Source organism: Micromonospora sp. BRA006-A (assembly GCF_033433935.1).
GTDB lineage: Bacteria > Actinomycetota > Actinomycetes > Mycobacteriales > Micromonosporaceae > Micromonospora > Micromonospora aurantiaca.
Genome location: NZ_JANCLW010000001.1, coordinates 3,406,622 through 3,420,492, shown reverse-complemented (window position 1 = coordinate 3,420,492; position 13,871 = coordinate 3,406,622). Strand labels below are relative to the sequence as shown.

The window sequence follows — 13,871 nt, the reverse complement described above, 5'->3', positions numbered from 1 at the left end:
GGTTCCGTGATCGTGCTCGTGCCGGTGTACCGACCGGGTGACCGGCTGCCGCCGCTGGTCGGCGACCTGCGGGACGCCCTGCCCGGGGCGGACGTACTCGTCGTCGACGACGGCAGCGGCCCGGCCGCCGCCGAAGTGCTCGACGCGGCCCGCGCCCGGGGCGCGACCGTGCTGCGCCGCCGGGTCAACCGGGGCAAGGGCGTGGTGCTGCGCACCGGCTTCCGGTACGCCTCGACGCACCACCCGGGACGCGACGTGATCTGTGTGGACGCCGACGGCCAGCACGGTGTGCCCGACGTGTGCGCCGTGGCGGACCGGATGTGCGCCAGCGGAGCGCCGACGCTCGGCGTCCGCGCGTTCGACGGTGAGGTCCCGGCGCGCAGCCGGTTCGGCAACGCGGCGACCCGGGTGGCGTTCCGCCTGGCGACCGGCCGGGACGTACGCGACACCCAGACCGGCCTGCGCGCCTACCCGGCCGCGCTGCTCGGCTGGCTCACCACGATCCCGGGTGACCGCTTCGAGTACGAGATGACGGTGCTGCTGCGGCTGGTCCGCGCCGGCCTGCCGGTCGAGCAGGTGGAGATCGCCACCCGCTACCACGGCGAGAACTCGGGTTCGCACTTCTCCGCGCTCGCCGACTCGGTACGGATCTACCGGCCGCTGGCCGCCTCCGCGCTCGCCCGCCTGGCCGGGCGCGCCGAGGTGGACGACGTACCGGCCGCCGCCGTCACGACGCCGCCTCCCATCCCTGCGTCTCGGACTCCCTGAGCTGGTCGCGCGGCGACGACGGGCTCAGCCCTGCCGGGCCTTCTGCCGCCGGTCGGACTTGTTGAGGACGAACAGCTTGCCCCGGCGCCGGACCACTATCGAGTCGGCCTTGCGCTTGAGCGCGCGCAGGGAGCTTCGGACCTTCATATCCGCTCCTTCGGTTCCCGCCGGTGTCCGTCCGGCACGGGTACCCGCCGCCGGTGCGGTCATGCCCGGCCGCGCCCGCCCCGGTCGGGACGGGCGCGGCCGGGACGCCGCCACGACCCCGCTCAGGAGGTCGTGCAGGCGCTGCCGTTGAGCGTGAACGAGGCGGGCCTACCGGTGTTGCCGGTGTGGGTGGCCTGGAAGCCGATGTCCACCGAGCCGCCCGGCGGGATCGACGCGTTGTAGGAGACGTTGCGGGCGGTCACCGTGCCGCTGGACGGGCTGTACGTCGCGTTCCAGCCTCCGGTGATCGTCTGACCGGCCGGCAGCGTGAACGCGAGGTTCCAGCCGTTGATCGCCGTGGTGGACGTGTTGGTGATGGTCACCGCGGCGGTCAGGCCGTTGTTCCAGGCGTTCACCACGTACCCGACCCGGCAGGCCCCCGACGGCGGCGGCGTGGTCGGCGGCGCAGTGGTGGGCGGGGGCGTGGTGGGCGGCGGAGTCGTCGGCGGCGGGGGCGTGGTCGGCGGCGCGGTGGTCGGCGGCGGCGTGGAGGAGTCCAGGCCGAAGAAGCGAATCGCCTGGGCCGCGTCCACCGGCAGGTTGTGCGTGACGCCCTGCATGCTGATCGCCTCGACGGTCGCGGTGCCGCCGGTGCCGCCGTAGCGGGTACGGGTGTAGCCGGGCTGCGGACTGTCCGTGTACGCGGGCGTCTGGCTCAGCCCGTTCACGTTCGTCCACTGGTCGATCTCCTCACCGAAGTTCGGGTAGCGCAGTGTCTCGTCGTTCGTGCCGTGCCAGAGCTGCATCCGCGGACGCGGGCCGGTGTAGCCCGGGTACCCGTTGCGCACCAGGTCACCCCACTGCTGCGGGGTCTTCAGCACCTGGCCGTTGGCGCACTCGCTGTTCCACTCCGAGCCGTTCGTGGTGGCGAAGCAGCCGAACGGCACGCCGGCGAACGCGGCGCCGGCCCGGAACACGTCCGGGTAGTCGCCGAGCAGCACGTTCGTCATCATCGCGCCGGACGAGGTGCCGGTGGTGAAGATCCGCTGCGAGTCGACCGGGTAACGCTGCCGCACGTAGTCCACCATCGACTTGATGCCCACCGGGTCGCTGCCGCCGTCGCGGCGCAGCGCCTGCGGCGAGGACACGTCGAAGCACTTGCTGCTGCGGGTCACCGACGGGTAGACCACGATGTAGCCGTACCGGTCGGCGAGCGACGCGAACTGGGTGCCGGAGTACATGGCCGGGCCGCTGCCGGTGCAGTAGTGGTTCACCACGAGCAGCCCGGGACGGGCCGCGACCGTGTCCGGGACGTAGAGGTACATGCGCAGGTTGCTCGGGTTGGCGCCGAAGTTCGTCACCTCGGTCAGCGCGGCGGCCGAGGCCGGCCCGGGGACGGCGAGCGCCGCTCCGACGGCGAGCCCGGCGGCGGCGAGCGCCGCGCCGAGCAGCCGGAGTCTGCTCATTCTGGACAGCATGCTGTTCTCCTCGGTGGTGGGAACGCCGCACGCGGCGGCGTCCTCGCCGGCGAGGCGCCTGCGACGGGCGGCCCGGACCCTCGGAGACGAGATAGACAGTCGCGGATCGATGCGACTCGAATCGGAGTCTAGGCTCCGCCCGGCGGGCCGACAACCGCCGCGGCCACCCGGCGGGCGCGGTCCGCATGGGTGAGCACGTCCACGCTGTCCACGTACTGGTCCACCGCGCCCACCGGCGGCCGGTCGCGCAGCTCCGGGTCGGTGATCGCGGCGCGCAGCGTCTCGGCGAACCGGCCGGCGTGCACCACCAGGAACGGCCGGTTGTGGAACGGCCGCGCGGCCGGATCCACCGGCGGCGCCAGCGCCGCGTCGTTCGTCCAGCCGGCCACCGTCTCCAGCGCCCGGACCAGGCCGGGCTGCCGGGCCGCCCAGTCGCCCGGGCCGAGCGCGGCGGCGAGCCCGTCCACCACCGGCGCCGCTCGCGGCAGCGCCGCGAACACCGTGCCGAGCCACTTCGCGTACGGGGGCCAGCGGCGGTGCAGCAGCAGGCCGAGGCGCATCAGATCCCGGGCCAGCCCGCCGACCACGACCCGGCTGCCGAGTTCGTCGCCGACCTCGGCGCACCGGCCGGCCAGGTGCTCGGCCTGCGCGACCCGCTGCCATCCGGCGGCCAGCACGTGCCGCCACACGTCGTCCGGATACCAGGCGAGCCGGGCGCGGACGGCGGTGAGCGCGCCGTCGAGCCCGTCGTGGAACACCGCTCCCCCGGTCAGCTCGGCCAGCCGCTGCGTCGGCGTCGCCAGCCAGTCCGCCGTCGTCAGTCCGGTGCGCGGGTCGGCGCCGAGCCGCTCCCGCAGCCACCCGCCCAGCTCGTCCACCGGAACGCCGTGCCGGTCGCCCTCGGCGTGGACCGTGCCGAGCCGCGCCGCCGGGTCGCCCGCGTACCGGGTCGGCCAGCCGAGGAACCGCGCCGGCAACTCCGCGTCCAGCGCCGCCCGTACCGGCGCCACGTCGTGCGCGCTGCCCACGAAGACCTGGGTACGCGGGCCCCAGTCGTGGTCGGTGGAGCGGGGCGTGTCGAGGCCGAGCAGCTCGGAGCCGCCGTCGAGCAGACCGGCGGCGTACGGCAGGCCGGGCAGCCGCCGCGCCAGCAGCGGACCCACCACCTCGTCGTGGAACCGGCGGGCCAGGGTCAGGCCGGGTACGAAGCTCACCCCTCAGTCTGCTCATGCCACGCCCGTCGCGCGCCCCGGTTTCCGGTCCAGCGGTCGCCTCCCCCATCGCGTCACAGGGCTGTGGAAGGCTTGTCGCCGTGGCACACCGACAGCCGATCCTCCTGATCGACTCCCCCAGCCTCTACTTCCGCGCCTACTTCGGCATCCCCGAGTCGGCCGCGAAGACCGGCGACGGCCAGCCCGTCAACGCCGTGCGCGGCTTCCTCGACATGCTCGCCCAGCTCGTGCGCACCCGCCGGCCCGACCGGATGATCTGCGCGATGGACCACGACTGGCGGCCGGCGTGGCGGGTGGAGCTGCTGCCGTCGTACAAGGCGCACCGGGTCGCGCCCGAGGGCGGCGAGGTCGTGCCGGACACGCTGTCCCCGCAGGTGCCGATGATCCTCGAGGTGCTGGACGCGCTCGGCATCCCCGCCGTGGGCGCCACCGGCTACGAGGCCGACGACGTGCTCGGCACGCTCGCGGTGACCCAGCCGGGCCCGGTCGAGGTGGTCTCCGGCGACCGCGACCTGTTCCAGCTCGTCGACGACGCGCACCCGGTACGGCTGCTCTACGTCGGCCGGGGCGTGGCCAAGCTGGACGACTGCGACGACGCGGCGGTCCGCACCCGCTACGGCGTGCCCGCCGACCGGTACGCCGACTTCGCGGCGCTGCGCGGCGACCCCAGCGACGGGCTGCCCGGCGTCGCCGGCGTCGGCGAGAAGACGGCCGCGCGGCTGATCGACCGCTACGGCGGGCTCGACGGCATCCTGGCCGCGCTGGACGACCCGCGCTCCGGTTTCGCGCCGGGGCTGCGGGCCAAGCTCGACGCCGCCCGCGACTACCTGGCCGTGGCGCCGAAGGTGGTCCGGGTCGCCACCGACGTGCCGCTGCCCGAACTGGACCCGGCACTGCCGACGTCTCCCGCCGACCCGGACCGGCTGCTGGAGCTGGCGCAGCGCTGGAACCTGGCCGGCTCGTGCCGCCGCCTCGTCGACGCGCTGGCCGGCGACCGATCGTGATCAGTTGATCACGAGCGGCGGTCGGTGCTCCGGCGGGTCGGGAACTGGGTGCCGGGCTGCGCCAGCGTCGAGCGGGCACGCAGGCCGACCGGGTCCGGCGCGGGCTCGGCAGCGGCCGCGTACGGTGCCTCGTCGAGCCGCGAGCTGACGTACGCGGCCCCGGCCCGGTCGTCGTCCGACGGCGCGGCGAGCAGCGCGTAGACGAGCCCGACCACGCCGAAGACCACTGCCAGCACGATCGGCACCAGCAGGCCGCTCACCTCGGTGCCGGACGCCGGGCCACGGCTCTCGTGCAGGTGCACCGACAGCGCGCTCATGCCGGTGAAGTGCATGCCGTTCACCGCGATGCCCATGACCAGCGCCGAGGCGGCGATGGCGAGCCCGCGCCGGACGGTCATCGCCAGCCAGAGCGCGACGGTGGCGGCCACGATCGCGATGACCACCGACAGCGTCACCCGCAGCGGGTCGTAGCCGAACGAGCCGTCCAGGCGCATCGCGGCCATGCCGGTGTAGTGCATGGCGGCCACCCCGGCGCCGGTGAAGAACCCGCCGGCGAGCAGCCGCGGCGCGGCGAGCCGGCCGGTGCCCACGATCGCCAGCCCGATGCCGACCGCCGCCACCGCGATCGCCGTGCTGGCGGCCGTCAGCGGCACGTCGTAGCGGATCCGGGTGCCGCCGACGGCGAAGCCGAGCATCGCCATGAAGTGCATGGCCCAGATGGCGGTGCCGCCCAGCGCCCACGCGGCCAGCAGGCCCCACCAGGCACGCTGGCCGGCGCTGGTGGCGGTCCGGATCCGCCCGGCGCAGACCAGGCCGAGTGCCGAGCCGAGCACCGACAACGCGTAGCTGAGCGCGGGTGTGATCCACCCATACTCAAAGTGATTGATCTCGCCCACGACGCCCTTCCCTCACCATCGGCCGAGCGCGGTCCACGGCGCCCCGGGGCAATGATCGGGCAGGCCCTGACCAGGGCATGCATCGGCCCCCCGACAATTCGCCCGGTGGCAGCACCGTGACGCAGCGGTGCGTCGATTTCCGGCAATCGGTGACCGAAAGTGACCGTTAGGCGGAGGCGTGGTAGGCCAGCACGCCCCGGTTGACCGCCGCGATGGCCTGCCGGGCGGTGCCGCGCAGCTCGGCCGAGGCGCCACCCGAGTCGGCGACCTGCCCGAGCAGGTCGACCACCTGGCGCGCCCAGCGGACGAAGTCGCCCGCCGGCATCTCCCCGTCGATCTGGTGGCCGCTCGCAAGCACCTTCGCCAGCGCCTCGCCGCGCGCCCACCGGTAGATCGGCCAGGCGAAGCCGAGATCCGGTTCCCGGGTCACGGCCAGGCCGCGTGCCGCCTCGTCCGCCTCGATGTCGCCCCACAGCTTGAGCGTCTCGTCGACCGCGTCAGCCACCGCGCCGCGCGGCAGCGACGCCCGCTCGTCGACGTCCCGCCGGGCCTCGAAGACCACCACCGACACGGCGGCGGCCAGCTCGGCCGGGGACAGGCCGTCCCACACCCGGCGGCGCAGGCACTCGGCCACCAGCAGGTCCGCCTCGGTCCAGATCCGGGCCAGCATCCGCCCGGCGTCGGTGACCTCGCCGTCGGCGGCCAGGTAACCGCGCGCGGTCAGCAACGCGACGATCCGGTCGAAGGTACGGGCCAGCGAGCCGGTCCGCCCGGACACCCGCTCGCGTAGCTCCTCGGTGTCGCGTTCCAGCCGGCGCCGCCGCTCCGCCCAGCGGGCGTGCTCCTCCCGGTCCGGGCAGGCGTGGCACGGGTGCGCACGCAGCTCGACGCGCAGCTGGCTGAGCCGGTGGTCCTCCCCCGCCGCCTGCCGGGACCGGCCGCCCCGCCGGCCGCCGTGCCGGTCCAGGCCGGTGCCGCTTACCGCAGCGGCCAGATCCCGCCGGGCCGCCGGCGAGCGGTGGTTGAAGTGCTTCGGCACCCGGATCCGGGTGAGCACCTCGGCCGGGGTGGTGAAGTCACCGGGAGTGACCCGCCCGGCCCAGCGGTCCTGGGTGAGCACCAGCGGCCGGGGCTCGCCGAACCCGCCGGTGGCCGGGTCCAGCACCACCGCCAGGCCGGCCCGCCGCCCGGACGGCACCCGGATCACGTCACCGACCCGCAGCCGCTCCAGCGAGGCGACCGCCGCCGCCTTGCGCTGGGTCTGGCCCTGCCGGGCGATGGCGCGTTCCCGGTCGGCGATCGCCACCCGCAGCGCGAAGTACTCGTCGAAGTCGCCGTGGTGGCAGGCGGCCTCCGCGCCGTACGCCTCGATCGTCTCGGTGTTGCGCTGCACCTGCCGGGCCAGGCCGACCACCGACCGGTCGGCCTGGAACTGCGCGAACGAGGACTCCAGCAGCTCCCGGGCCGGCGCCGCGCCGACGCTGCCGACCAGGTTGACGGCCATGTTGTACGAGGGCCGGAAGCTGGAACGCAGCGGGTAGGTGCGGGTGGAGGCGAGCCCGGCCACGTGCCGGGGGTCGGTCTCCGGCGACCAGACCACCACCGCGTGGCCCTCCACGTCGATGCCCCGGCGGCCCGCCCGGCCGGTGAGCTGCGTGTACTCGCCGGGGGTGAGGTCGACGTGGGCCTCGCCGTTGAACTTCACCAGGCGTTCCAGCACCACGCAGCGGGCCGGCATGTTGATGCCCAGCGCGAGCGTCTCGGTGGCGAAGACGGCCTTGACCAGCCCGCGGACGAACAGCTCCTCGACGACCTCCTTGAACGCGGGGAGCATGCCGGCGTGGTGGGCGGCCAGGCCACGCTCCAGGCCGTCGAGCCACTCCCAGTAGCCGAGCACGGACAGGTCCTCGCCGGGGATGGCGGTGACCCTCGACTCCACCACCCGGCGGATCTCGGCGCGTTCGTCCGGGGAGGTCAGGCGCAGCCCGGCGGCGAGACACTGCTGCACGGCGGCGTCACAGCCGGCCCGGCTGAAGATGAACAGGATGGCCGGGAGCAGCCCCTCCCGGTCGAGCCGGTCGACGATGTCCGGACGCATCGGGCCACGCCAGCGGGGCCCGCGCCGCCCGCCGCCGGGGCCGGCGCTGCGGCCTTCGCCCAGCTCCAGCCGGCGCATCGTGTCCCGGGTGTAGCGCAGCAGCTCGGGGTGCACGTCGTGCTTGCGGGCCGCGTCGGCGTCGTGGAACAGGTCGAACATCCGCTTGCCGACGAGCATGTGCTGCCACAGCGGCACCGGGCGGTGCTCGGAGACCACCACCGCGGTCTCGCCACGCACGGTGACCAGCCAGTCCGCGAACTCCTCGGCGTTGGAGACGGTGGCCGACAGCGACACGAGCGTGACCGACTCGGGCAGGTGGATGATCACCTCTTCCCAGACCCCGCCGCGGAACCGGTCCGCCAGGTAGTGGACCTCATCCATCACCACGTACGCCAGGCCCTCCAGGGTGGCCGAGCCGGCGTAGAGCATGTTGCGCAGCACCTCGGTGGTCATCACCACCACCGGCGCGTCGCCGTTTATCGCGTTGTCCCCGGTGAGCAGGCCGACCTGCTCGGCACCGTAGCGGTCCACCAGGTCGTGGTACTTCTGGTTCGACAGCGCCTTGATCGGCGTGGTGTAGAAGCACTTGCGCCGGGTCGCGGGCGCGTCGCCGCCGGGCCGGCCGCGCAGCGCCAGGTGCACCGCGAACTCACCCACCACAGTCTTGCCGGCGCCGGTGGGCGCGCACACCAGCACGCCGCTGCCCCGCTCCAGCGCCTCGCACGCCTCGCGCTGGAAGTCGTCGAGATCGAACCCGAGATCCAGGGAGAATTCGTCCAGGGCCGGGAAGGCGGAGGCCTGCGCGGCCCGGCGGCGCGCCGCGGCGTACCGCTCGGCGGGGCTCGACATGGCACCAAGATTAATCGGTGCTGCCGAGGAGTACCGGTCAAGGCCATCCGGCAGGACGGTCGGAGCGGTCGGTAGGGTGCACGACGTGCCGGACCGTACCGAACTGCCCCACGTCTCGAGCGGCGCCGACGACGCCGTCCGCCCGGGCCCGTCCCGCCGGCCCGTGGAGGCGGTGCTCTTCGACTTCCACGGCACTCTCGCCCAGGTGGAGGAGCCGCTGGCCTGGGTGCTCGCCGCCGCGGCCGCCTGCGGCACCGAACTGGACCGCATCCGGGCCACCTCACTGGCCGACCGTCTGCTCACCGCCGGGCGCGCCGGCGGCCCGCTGCCGGCGCGGGTGCCGCCCCGGCTGGCCGAGCTGTGGGCCGACCGGGATCTCTACCCGCACGCGCACCGGGGCGCGTACACCGGGCTGGCCGAGACCGTGGACACCGGCATCGACGGGTTCGCCGACGCGCTCTACGAGCGGGTGCTGGTGCCCGAGGGCTGGGTGCCGTACCCGGACACCGCTCCCGTGCTGGGTGCGCTGCGCTCCGCCGGGGTGAAGGTGGCGGTGGTCAGCAACATCGGTTTCGACCTGCGGCCGCTGTTCGCCGCCTGGGACCTCGACGCGCTCGTCGACGCGTACGCGCTGTCCTACGAGGTGGGGCGCTGCAAGCCGGACCCGGGCATCTTCCTGCGGGCCTGCGGGATGCTCGGCGTCGACCCGGAGCGCACGTTAATGGTGGGTGACACCCCGGCCGACGCGGGCGCGGTGGCCGCCGGGTGCGGGGTGCTGGTGCTGCCCTGCGCCGACGCGGGCCGCCCGAACGGGCTCGGCGCGGTGCTCGACCTGGCCGGGGCCGCCTGAGCACACCCCCAGCGGCGCGAACCCGTCGCGGCGCACCGGATACCGTCAGGGGCATGACCGGTGTCCACCCCTTGCCGCCGCGTGCGCCGGGACGGCTCGGCGGGGTCGCGCTGGTCCTCGGCGGGGCGCTGTCGGTGCAGTTCGGCTCCGCGCTGGCCGCGCTGCTGTTCCCGCGTACCGGGGTGGCCGGGGCGGTGACGCTGCGGCTGACCATCGGCGCGCTGCTGATGCTCGTGGTCTGCCGACCCCGGGTACGCGGGTACGGACGTCGCGACTGGGCGGCGGTGCTGGCGTTCGGGCTGGCCCTGGCCGGCATGAACTCGATCTTCTACCAGGCGATCGAGCGGATCCCGCTCGGCCCGGCCGTCACCCTGGAGGTGCTCGGCCCGCTGGCGCTGTCGGTGATCGCCGCGCGCCGGGTGGCCGCCTGGTGCTGGGCCGCGCTGGCGCTGGCCGGTGTGGTCCTGCTCGGCCAGGGCGGGTTCGACCGGCTCGACCCGGCCGGCGCCGCGCTGGCGCTGACGGCGGGCGCCATGTGGGCGGCGTACATCGTCTGCTCGGCGCGGATCGGCGCGCGGTTCCCCGGTGCGGACGGGCTGGCCCTCGCGCTGACCGTCGCGGCGCTGCTGACGCTGCCGTCCGGGCTGGCCGACGGGGGTGGCCGCCTCGCCGACCCGGTGGTGCTGGGGCTCGGTACCGGGCTGGCGCTGCTCGCCTCGGTGCTGCCGTACAGCCTGGAGCTGGCCGCGTTGCGGCGGCTGCCGACCGCTACGTTCGCGGTGATGATGAGTCTCGGTCCGGCGATCGCCGCCGTGGCCGGCTGGCTGGTCCTCGGCCAGGCGCTGCGCCCGGTCGAGGTGCTCGCCATCGCGCTCGTGGTCGCCGCGAGCGCCGGCGCGGTCCGCGCCGCCGCGCCGCCGCCCTCGCCCGCACCGCCGGCCGTTCCCGGCGTGCCGTCTGAGGCTGACCCGGCGGGGGTCAGCGCAGCAGCCGCAGCGCCGCCGGCGCGGCGGTGACTGTCACCGGCAGGTCGAGGGACCGTTCCCCGTCGGCGTACGTGGTGATGCCCTCGGCGGCCAGCTCGACCGTCCGCGCCCGGTAGACGCGCGCCAGCGGGTGCGTGACGTGGGTGCCCTGGTAGATCTGCGGCTTGACCCGCATCAGCGTGCGCCTGTCGAACCGGCCGCCCACCACCACGTCCAGCAGGCCGTCGTGCGGGTCGGCGTCCGGGCAGATCCGCATGCCGCCGCCGTAGCTGGCCGTGTTCCCCACCGCGACGAGCACCGCGTCGACCTCCTGCGCCACCCCGTCGAGGACCAGCCGATAGCGGCGCGGCCGCAGCCGGGCCAGCTCCACCACGATCGCCAGGTCGTACCGGCGCGGGCCGCGCGGCCAGCGCATCCGGTTCGCGCGTTCGTTGACGATCGCGTCGAAGCCGGCCGCGAGGACCGCGCCGAACCAGCGGTCGGCCTCGCCGGGCCGGGACAGCCGCGCCAGGTCCACCGGCCGGGAGCGGCCGGTGGAGAGCGCCGCCGTGATCACCTCGACCGCTGCCGTCGGGTCGGCCGGGAAGCCGGTCTCCACCGCGAAGTCGTTGCCGGTGCCTGCCGGGACCGGCCCGAACGGCACATCGGTGCCGGCGACCGCCTGCATCGCCCGGTGCACGGTGCCGTCGCCGCCCACCGCGACGAGCGCCCCGGCGCCGCCGGCGACCGCGGCGTGGCACGCCGCCTCCGCCTCCTCGGGGGTACGCGCACGTAGCAGCTCGACCGGGCGGCCCGCTCCGGCGAGGCGCTCCAGGACCCCGGGCAGCAGACCGCGGTGCCGGCCCCGGCCCGCTGTCGGGTTGGCGAGCACGGCGACGGGGCCGGGCGGGACATGATCGTGCGCGGTCACGGCGAGCACCGTACGGCACGGCTCAGGCCGCCCACCAGAGCCAGGTCACACGGCGGGTGGGCGGCACACGCCGACGGCGCCCGGCAGGGGGTGCCGGGCGCCGTGGCGGGGGTGGTTCAGGGGAGGTCGATCGGGCGCAGCACCCGGTCCACCGCGTGGGCGATCTGCTTGTTGCCCTTGTTGATGTCGTACCGCACCACCTTGGCGTTGCGGTCGCTGGTGTCGGCGTCGACCAGGCGCACCTCGCGGCCGTACCAGCAGCGCTTCACGTCCACCTCGACGGTGGCGCCGAGCGCGGTGGTCAGGTCCGCGCCGTCGGCCTTCAGCGCCGCCTTCCGGTCGATCGTCGCGCCGGGCACGACGTGGTAGAGCAGGACGTCCTCCACGGTGTCCACGCCCAGGCCGGCGACCGCGTCGAACGCGGCCTTCTCGCCGGGCAGCTTCTTCGCGGCGGTGATGTCCCGGACCAGCTCGCGGAACGCGTAGTCGTTCGGCACGAACGCGGTCAGCGCGACGGTGCCGTCGGTGAGCACCTTCACCGGCGAGTCCGGCTTGGCCTGCAGCACCGTGAGGACCGCCTTGGTGAGGACGTCGAAGTCCCGCGAGTTGTGGTCGAAGCCGCTCTTGTCGGCGGTGAGCACGGCGGCCAGCGACCGCGTACCCGGCTGCTTGGCGCCGGCCTGGGCGGGCACGGCGACGGCGGTGGTGGCCACCGCCGCCGCGGTGGCGCCCACAGCCAGCCGGGCGGCGAGACGAGCGATGTTCATCGGGGAGCCTTTCGTCGAAGCGACCAGGTCCGTGACTGTCGTCACGACCAATGCTTCGCCCGCACCGTCCCCGGTGGATGCAGCCGGATCGACGCGTTTCCCGGCCGCCTCAGCGCACCACCAGCCGCTTGCTCACCGACGGCACACCGTCGCCCTTGACCTTCAGCGACCAGTCCCCCGCCGCACCGAGCGTCACCACCGTCTCGGCGGTGCCGTTGGCCTCGGCCTTCATCTCGGCGACCCGCTTGCCGTCGGGGTTGAGCACGTACAGCGTCCGCGCCCCGGCGGTCTTGTTCGTCACCTTGAACGCGAGCTTCTCGCCCGGCTCCGCGATCAGGGCGTCCACACCGGTCATCGCGTCGTCGGTCAGCTCGATCGTCACCGACCGGTCGTAGGCCACCTCGGCCGCGGCGCTGGCCAGGTTGCCGTCGTCCGACACGGTGATCTTCGTACGCACGCCGTCGCCCTGCCGGCCGGGCTTGCAGGCCACCTCGTACGTGCCGGTCTGCAGCGACGCGCGCAGGTCACCGGTGCGGCCCGCCGGCACGTCCGCGACCTCGGCGATCACCTTGGTGAAGGCGTCGCCCTCCCGGCCGTAGACGTAGACCCCGGTGGCCTGCTGACCCCGGTTGGTCACGGTGAAGGTGACGGTGCCCGGGGTGAACAGCGTGGTGGTGACCTCGCAACTGGTGTCGGTGGCGGTCACCGGCACCTGCTGGCCCTTCGGCGCGGGCTCGTCGTCACCGCAGGCGGTGAGCGCGGTGGCCGCGCAGAGGACGGTCAGGACGGCGGCGGTACGGCTCTTCATCGGGTTCTCCGGAGCGCAGGTCAGACGGGCTGACCGGAACGGGGCGCCGACGCACCCCGGCACACCGCCCGGGGGGCTCGGCGGAGTCAGCAGAGTCTAAGCGGGTACGGCGTCCCGGCAAGGCCCGAGGGCGATCCGATGTGCCCGCGCACCGGGCGATCGGCGCGACCGGCATGATGGCGGCATGCGGCTGGTCTCCCTGCTCCCCTCCGCCACCGAGATCGTGTACGCGCTCGGCCTCGGTGACGACCTGGTCGGCGTCACCTTCGAGTGCGAGGTGCCCCCGGCGTACCGGTCGGGCACCACAGTGGTCGTCGGCGGTCGGGACACCCGGGGCATGAGTCCCGGCGACATCGACGCATACGTCCGGGCGCAGGTGGCGGCCGGTGCCGACCTCTACACGCTGCACTCCGGGGCGCTGGCCGGGCTGGACCCGGACCTGATCCTCACCCAGGACCTGTGCCGCGTCTGCGCGCTGCCCTCGGACCGGGTCGCCGACGCCGTGGACCACCTGGGGTGCCGGGCCGAGGTGCTGTCGCTGGACCCGTACACCCTGGACGACGTGCTGGAGTCGATCCGGGCGGTGGGCGCGGCGGCCCGGGTGCCGGACCGCGCGGAGGCCCTCGTCGACGGCCTGCGGTCCCGGCTCGCGGCGGTCCGCGCGGCGGTGGCGGGCCGGCCCCGGCCACGGGTCGCGGTGGTCGAGTGGGTGGACCCGCCGTTCGGCGCCGGACACTGGATCCCCGACCTGGTAGACGTCGCCGGCGGCGAACCGGTCGCCACCCGTCGCGGCGCCCGGTCCACGCCGACCACCTGGGCGGCGCTGCGGGCCGCCCGTCCCGAGGTGGTGCTGGTGGCACCGTGCGGGTTCCGCCTCGACGGTGCGGCCGAGCAGGCCGCCGCGGTGGCCGGGCACTTCCCGGACGCGCAGGTGTGGGCGCTGGACGCGGACGGGCTGATCGTGCGCGCCGGCCCGCGCCTGGTCGACGGCGCCGAGACGATAGCCGCCATCCTGCACCCCGACTCCGTCCCCCCACCTCACCCCACAGCAGCCCGCCGCCTCCCCTGACCCCCGCCC

General features: G+C 74.8%; 13 protein-coding genes. 5 read left to right on the top strand and 8 right to left on the bottom strand.

All coding sequences use genetic code 11. The features are described from left to right. Positions 1 to 12: 12 nt before the first annotated feature. The gene (locus NMK34_RS15475) at positions 13 to 768 is read left to right on the top strand and encodes a glycosyltransferase family 2 protein (RefSeq protein WP_318333987.1); all 756 of its coding nucleotides are present in this window, start codon (positions 13 to 15) and stop codon (positions 766 to 768) included. A 24-nt stretch (positions 769 to 792) separates the two neighbouring features. Here NMK34_RS15475 and NMK34_RS15470 read toward each other — a convergent pair whose 3' ends face one another. The 3 genes from NMK34_RS15470 to NMK34_RS15460 form a co-directional block, all read right to left on the bottom strand. After that, positions 793 to 915, bottom strand: a complete 123-nt coding sequence (locus tag NMK34_RS15470) for a ribosomal protein bL36 (RefSeq protein ID WP_043324353.1) — start codon at positions 913 to 915, stop codon at positions 793 to 795. 122 nt (positions 916 to 1,037) lie between these two features. Continuing rightward, positions 1,038 to 2,393 carry a PHB depolymerase family esterase gene (locus NMK34_RS15465; RefSeq protein WP_318333986.1) on the bottom strand — a complete coding sequence of 452 codons (1,356 nt, stop codon included), beginning with the start codon at positions 2,391 to 2,393 and terminating at the stop codon, positions 1,038 to 1,040. 128 nt (positions 2,394 to 2,521) lie between these two features. Continuing rightward, entirely contained in the window at positions 2,522 to 3,607 is a 1,086-nt protein-coding gene (locus NMK34_RS15460) for a DUF4037 domain-containing protein (RefSeq protein WP_318333985.1), read from the bottom strand. 98 nt (positions 3,608 to 3,705) lie between these two features. On the opposite strand from NMK34_RS15460, the gene NMK34_RS15455 reads away from it, so the two are divergent. Continuing rightward, positions 3,706 to 4,629: a 5'-3' exonuclease gene (locus NMK34_RS15455; protein ID WP_318333984.1), complete on the top strand. Its 924-nt coding sequence runs from the start codon at positions 3,706 to 3,708 to the stop codon at positions 4,627 to 4,629. An 8-nt stretch (positions 4,630 to 4,637) separates the two neighbouring features. Here the strand turns inward: NMK34_RS15455 and NMK34_RS15450 are convergent, their stop codons facing one another. Further along, positions 4,638 to 5,525 carry an MHYT domain-containing protein gene (locus NMK34_RS15450; RefSeq protein WP_318333983.1) on the bottom strand — a complete coding sequence of 296 codons (888 nt, stop codon included), beginning with the start codon at positions 5,523 to 5,525 and terminating at the stop codon, positions 4,638 to 4,640. Between the two features lie 166 nt (positions 5,526 to 5,691). After that, positions 5,692 to 8,472 carry a DEAD/DEAH box helicase gene (locus NMK34_RS15445; protein WP_194801573.1) on the bottom strand — a complete coding sequence of 927 codons (2,781 nt, stop codon included), beginning with the start codon at positions 8,470 to 8,472 and terminating at the stop codon, positions 5,692 to 5,694. An 85-nt stretch (positions 8,473 to 8,557) separates the two neighbouring features. Here NMK34_RS15445 and NMK34_RS15440 point away from each other — a divergent pair, with 85 nt between their 5' ends. Next, positions 8,558 to 9,322: an HAD family hydrolase gene (locus tag NMK34_RS15440; protein ID WP_412098886.1), complete on the top strand. Its 765-nt coding sequence runs from the start codon at positions 8,558 to 8,560 to the stop codon at positions 9,320 to 9,322. A gap of 53 nt (positions 9,323 to 9,375) precedes the next feature. Beyond that, positions 9,376 to 10,338, top strand: a complete 963-nt coding sequence (locus NMK34_RS15435; RefSeq protein ID WP_318333982.1) for an EamA family transporter — start codon at positions 9,376 to 9,378, stop codon at positions 10,336 to 10,338. On the opposite strand, the gene NMK34_RS15430 is transcribed toward NMK34_RS15435, so the two are convergent. From NMK34_RS15430 to NMK34_RS15420, 3 genes are all read right to left on the bottom strand, one after another. Further along, positions 10,301 to 11,227 (bottom strand): diacylglycerol kinase family protein, encoded by a 927-nt coding sequence (locus NMK34_RS15430; RefSeq protein WP_318333981.1) that lies wholly within the window; start codon positions 11,225 to 11,227, stop codon positions 10,301 to 10,303. The genes NMK34_RS15435 and NMK34_RS15430 overlap by 38 nt on opposite strands. Positions 11,228 to 11,334: 107 nt before the next feature. After that, positions 11,335 to 11,985, bottom strand: coding sequence for a fasciclin domain-containing protein (locus NMK34_RS15425; protein ID WP_318333980.1), 651 nt, complete (start codon positions 11,983 to 11,985; stop codon positions 11,335 to 11,337). A 109-nt stretch (positions 11,986 to 12,094) separates the two neighbouring features. After that, complete coding sequence (locus tag NMK34_RS15420; protein WP_064446096.1) at positions 12,095 to 12,793, bottom strand: hypothetical protein; 699 nt, start codon at positions 12,791 to 12,793, stop codon at positions 12,095 to 12,097. A 184-nt stretch (positions 12,794 to 12,977) separates the two neighbouring features. Between NMK34_RS15420 and NMK34_RS15415 the strand changes: the two genes are divergently transcribed. After that, complete coding sequence (locus NMK34_RS15415; RefSeq protein WP_318333979.1) at positions 12,978 to 13,862, top strand: ABC transporter substrate-binding protein; 885 nt, start codon at positions 12,978 to 12,980, stop codon at positions 13,860 to 13,862. Positions 13,863 to 13,871: the final 9 nt, after the last annotated feature.

What these genes read in the sequence shown, in the direction of transcription:
- NMK34_RS15470 (WP_043324353.1), bottom strand. Translation starts at nt 915, where the DNA reads ATGAAGGTCCGAAGCTCCCTGCGCGCGCTCAAGCGCAAGGCCGACTCG.
- NMK34_RS15425 (WP_318333980.1), bottom strand. Translation starts at nt 11,985, where the DNA reads ATGAACATCGCTCGTCTCGCCGCCCGGCTGGCTGTGGGCGCCACCGCG.
- NMK34_RS15445 (WP_194801573.1), bottom strand. Translation starts at nt 8,472, where the DNA reads ATGTCGAGCCCCGCCGAGCGGTACGCCGCGGCGCGCCGCCGGGCCGCG.
- NMK34_RS15420 (WP_064446096.1), bottom strand. Translation starts at nt 12,793, where the DNA reads ATGAAGAGCCGTACCGCCGCCGTCCTGACCGTCCTCTGCGCGGCCACC.
- NMK34_RS15435 (WP_318333982.1), top strand. Translation starts at nt 9,376, where the DNA reads ATGACCGGTGTCCACCCCTTGCCGCCGCGTGCGCCGGGACGGCTCGGC.
- NMK34_RS15465 (WP_318333986.1), bottom strand. Translation starts at nt 2,393, where the DNA reads ATGCTGTCCAGAATGAGCAGACTCCGGCTGCTCGGCGCGGCGCTCGCC.
- NMK34_RS15415 (WP_318333979.1), top strand. Translation starts at nt 12,978, where the DNA reads ATGCGGCTGGTCTCCCTGCTCCCCTCCGCCACCGAGATCGTGTACGCG.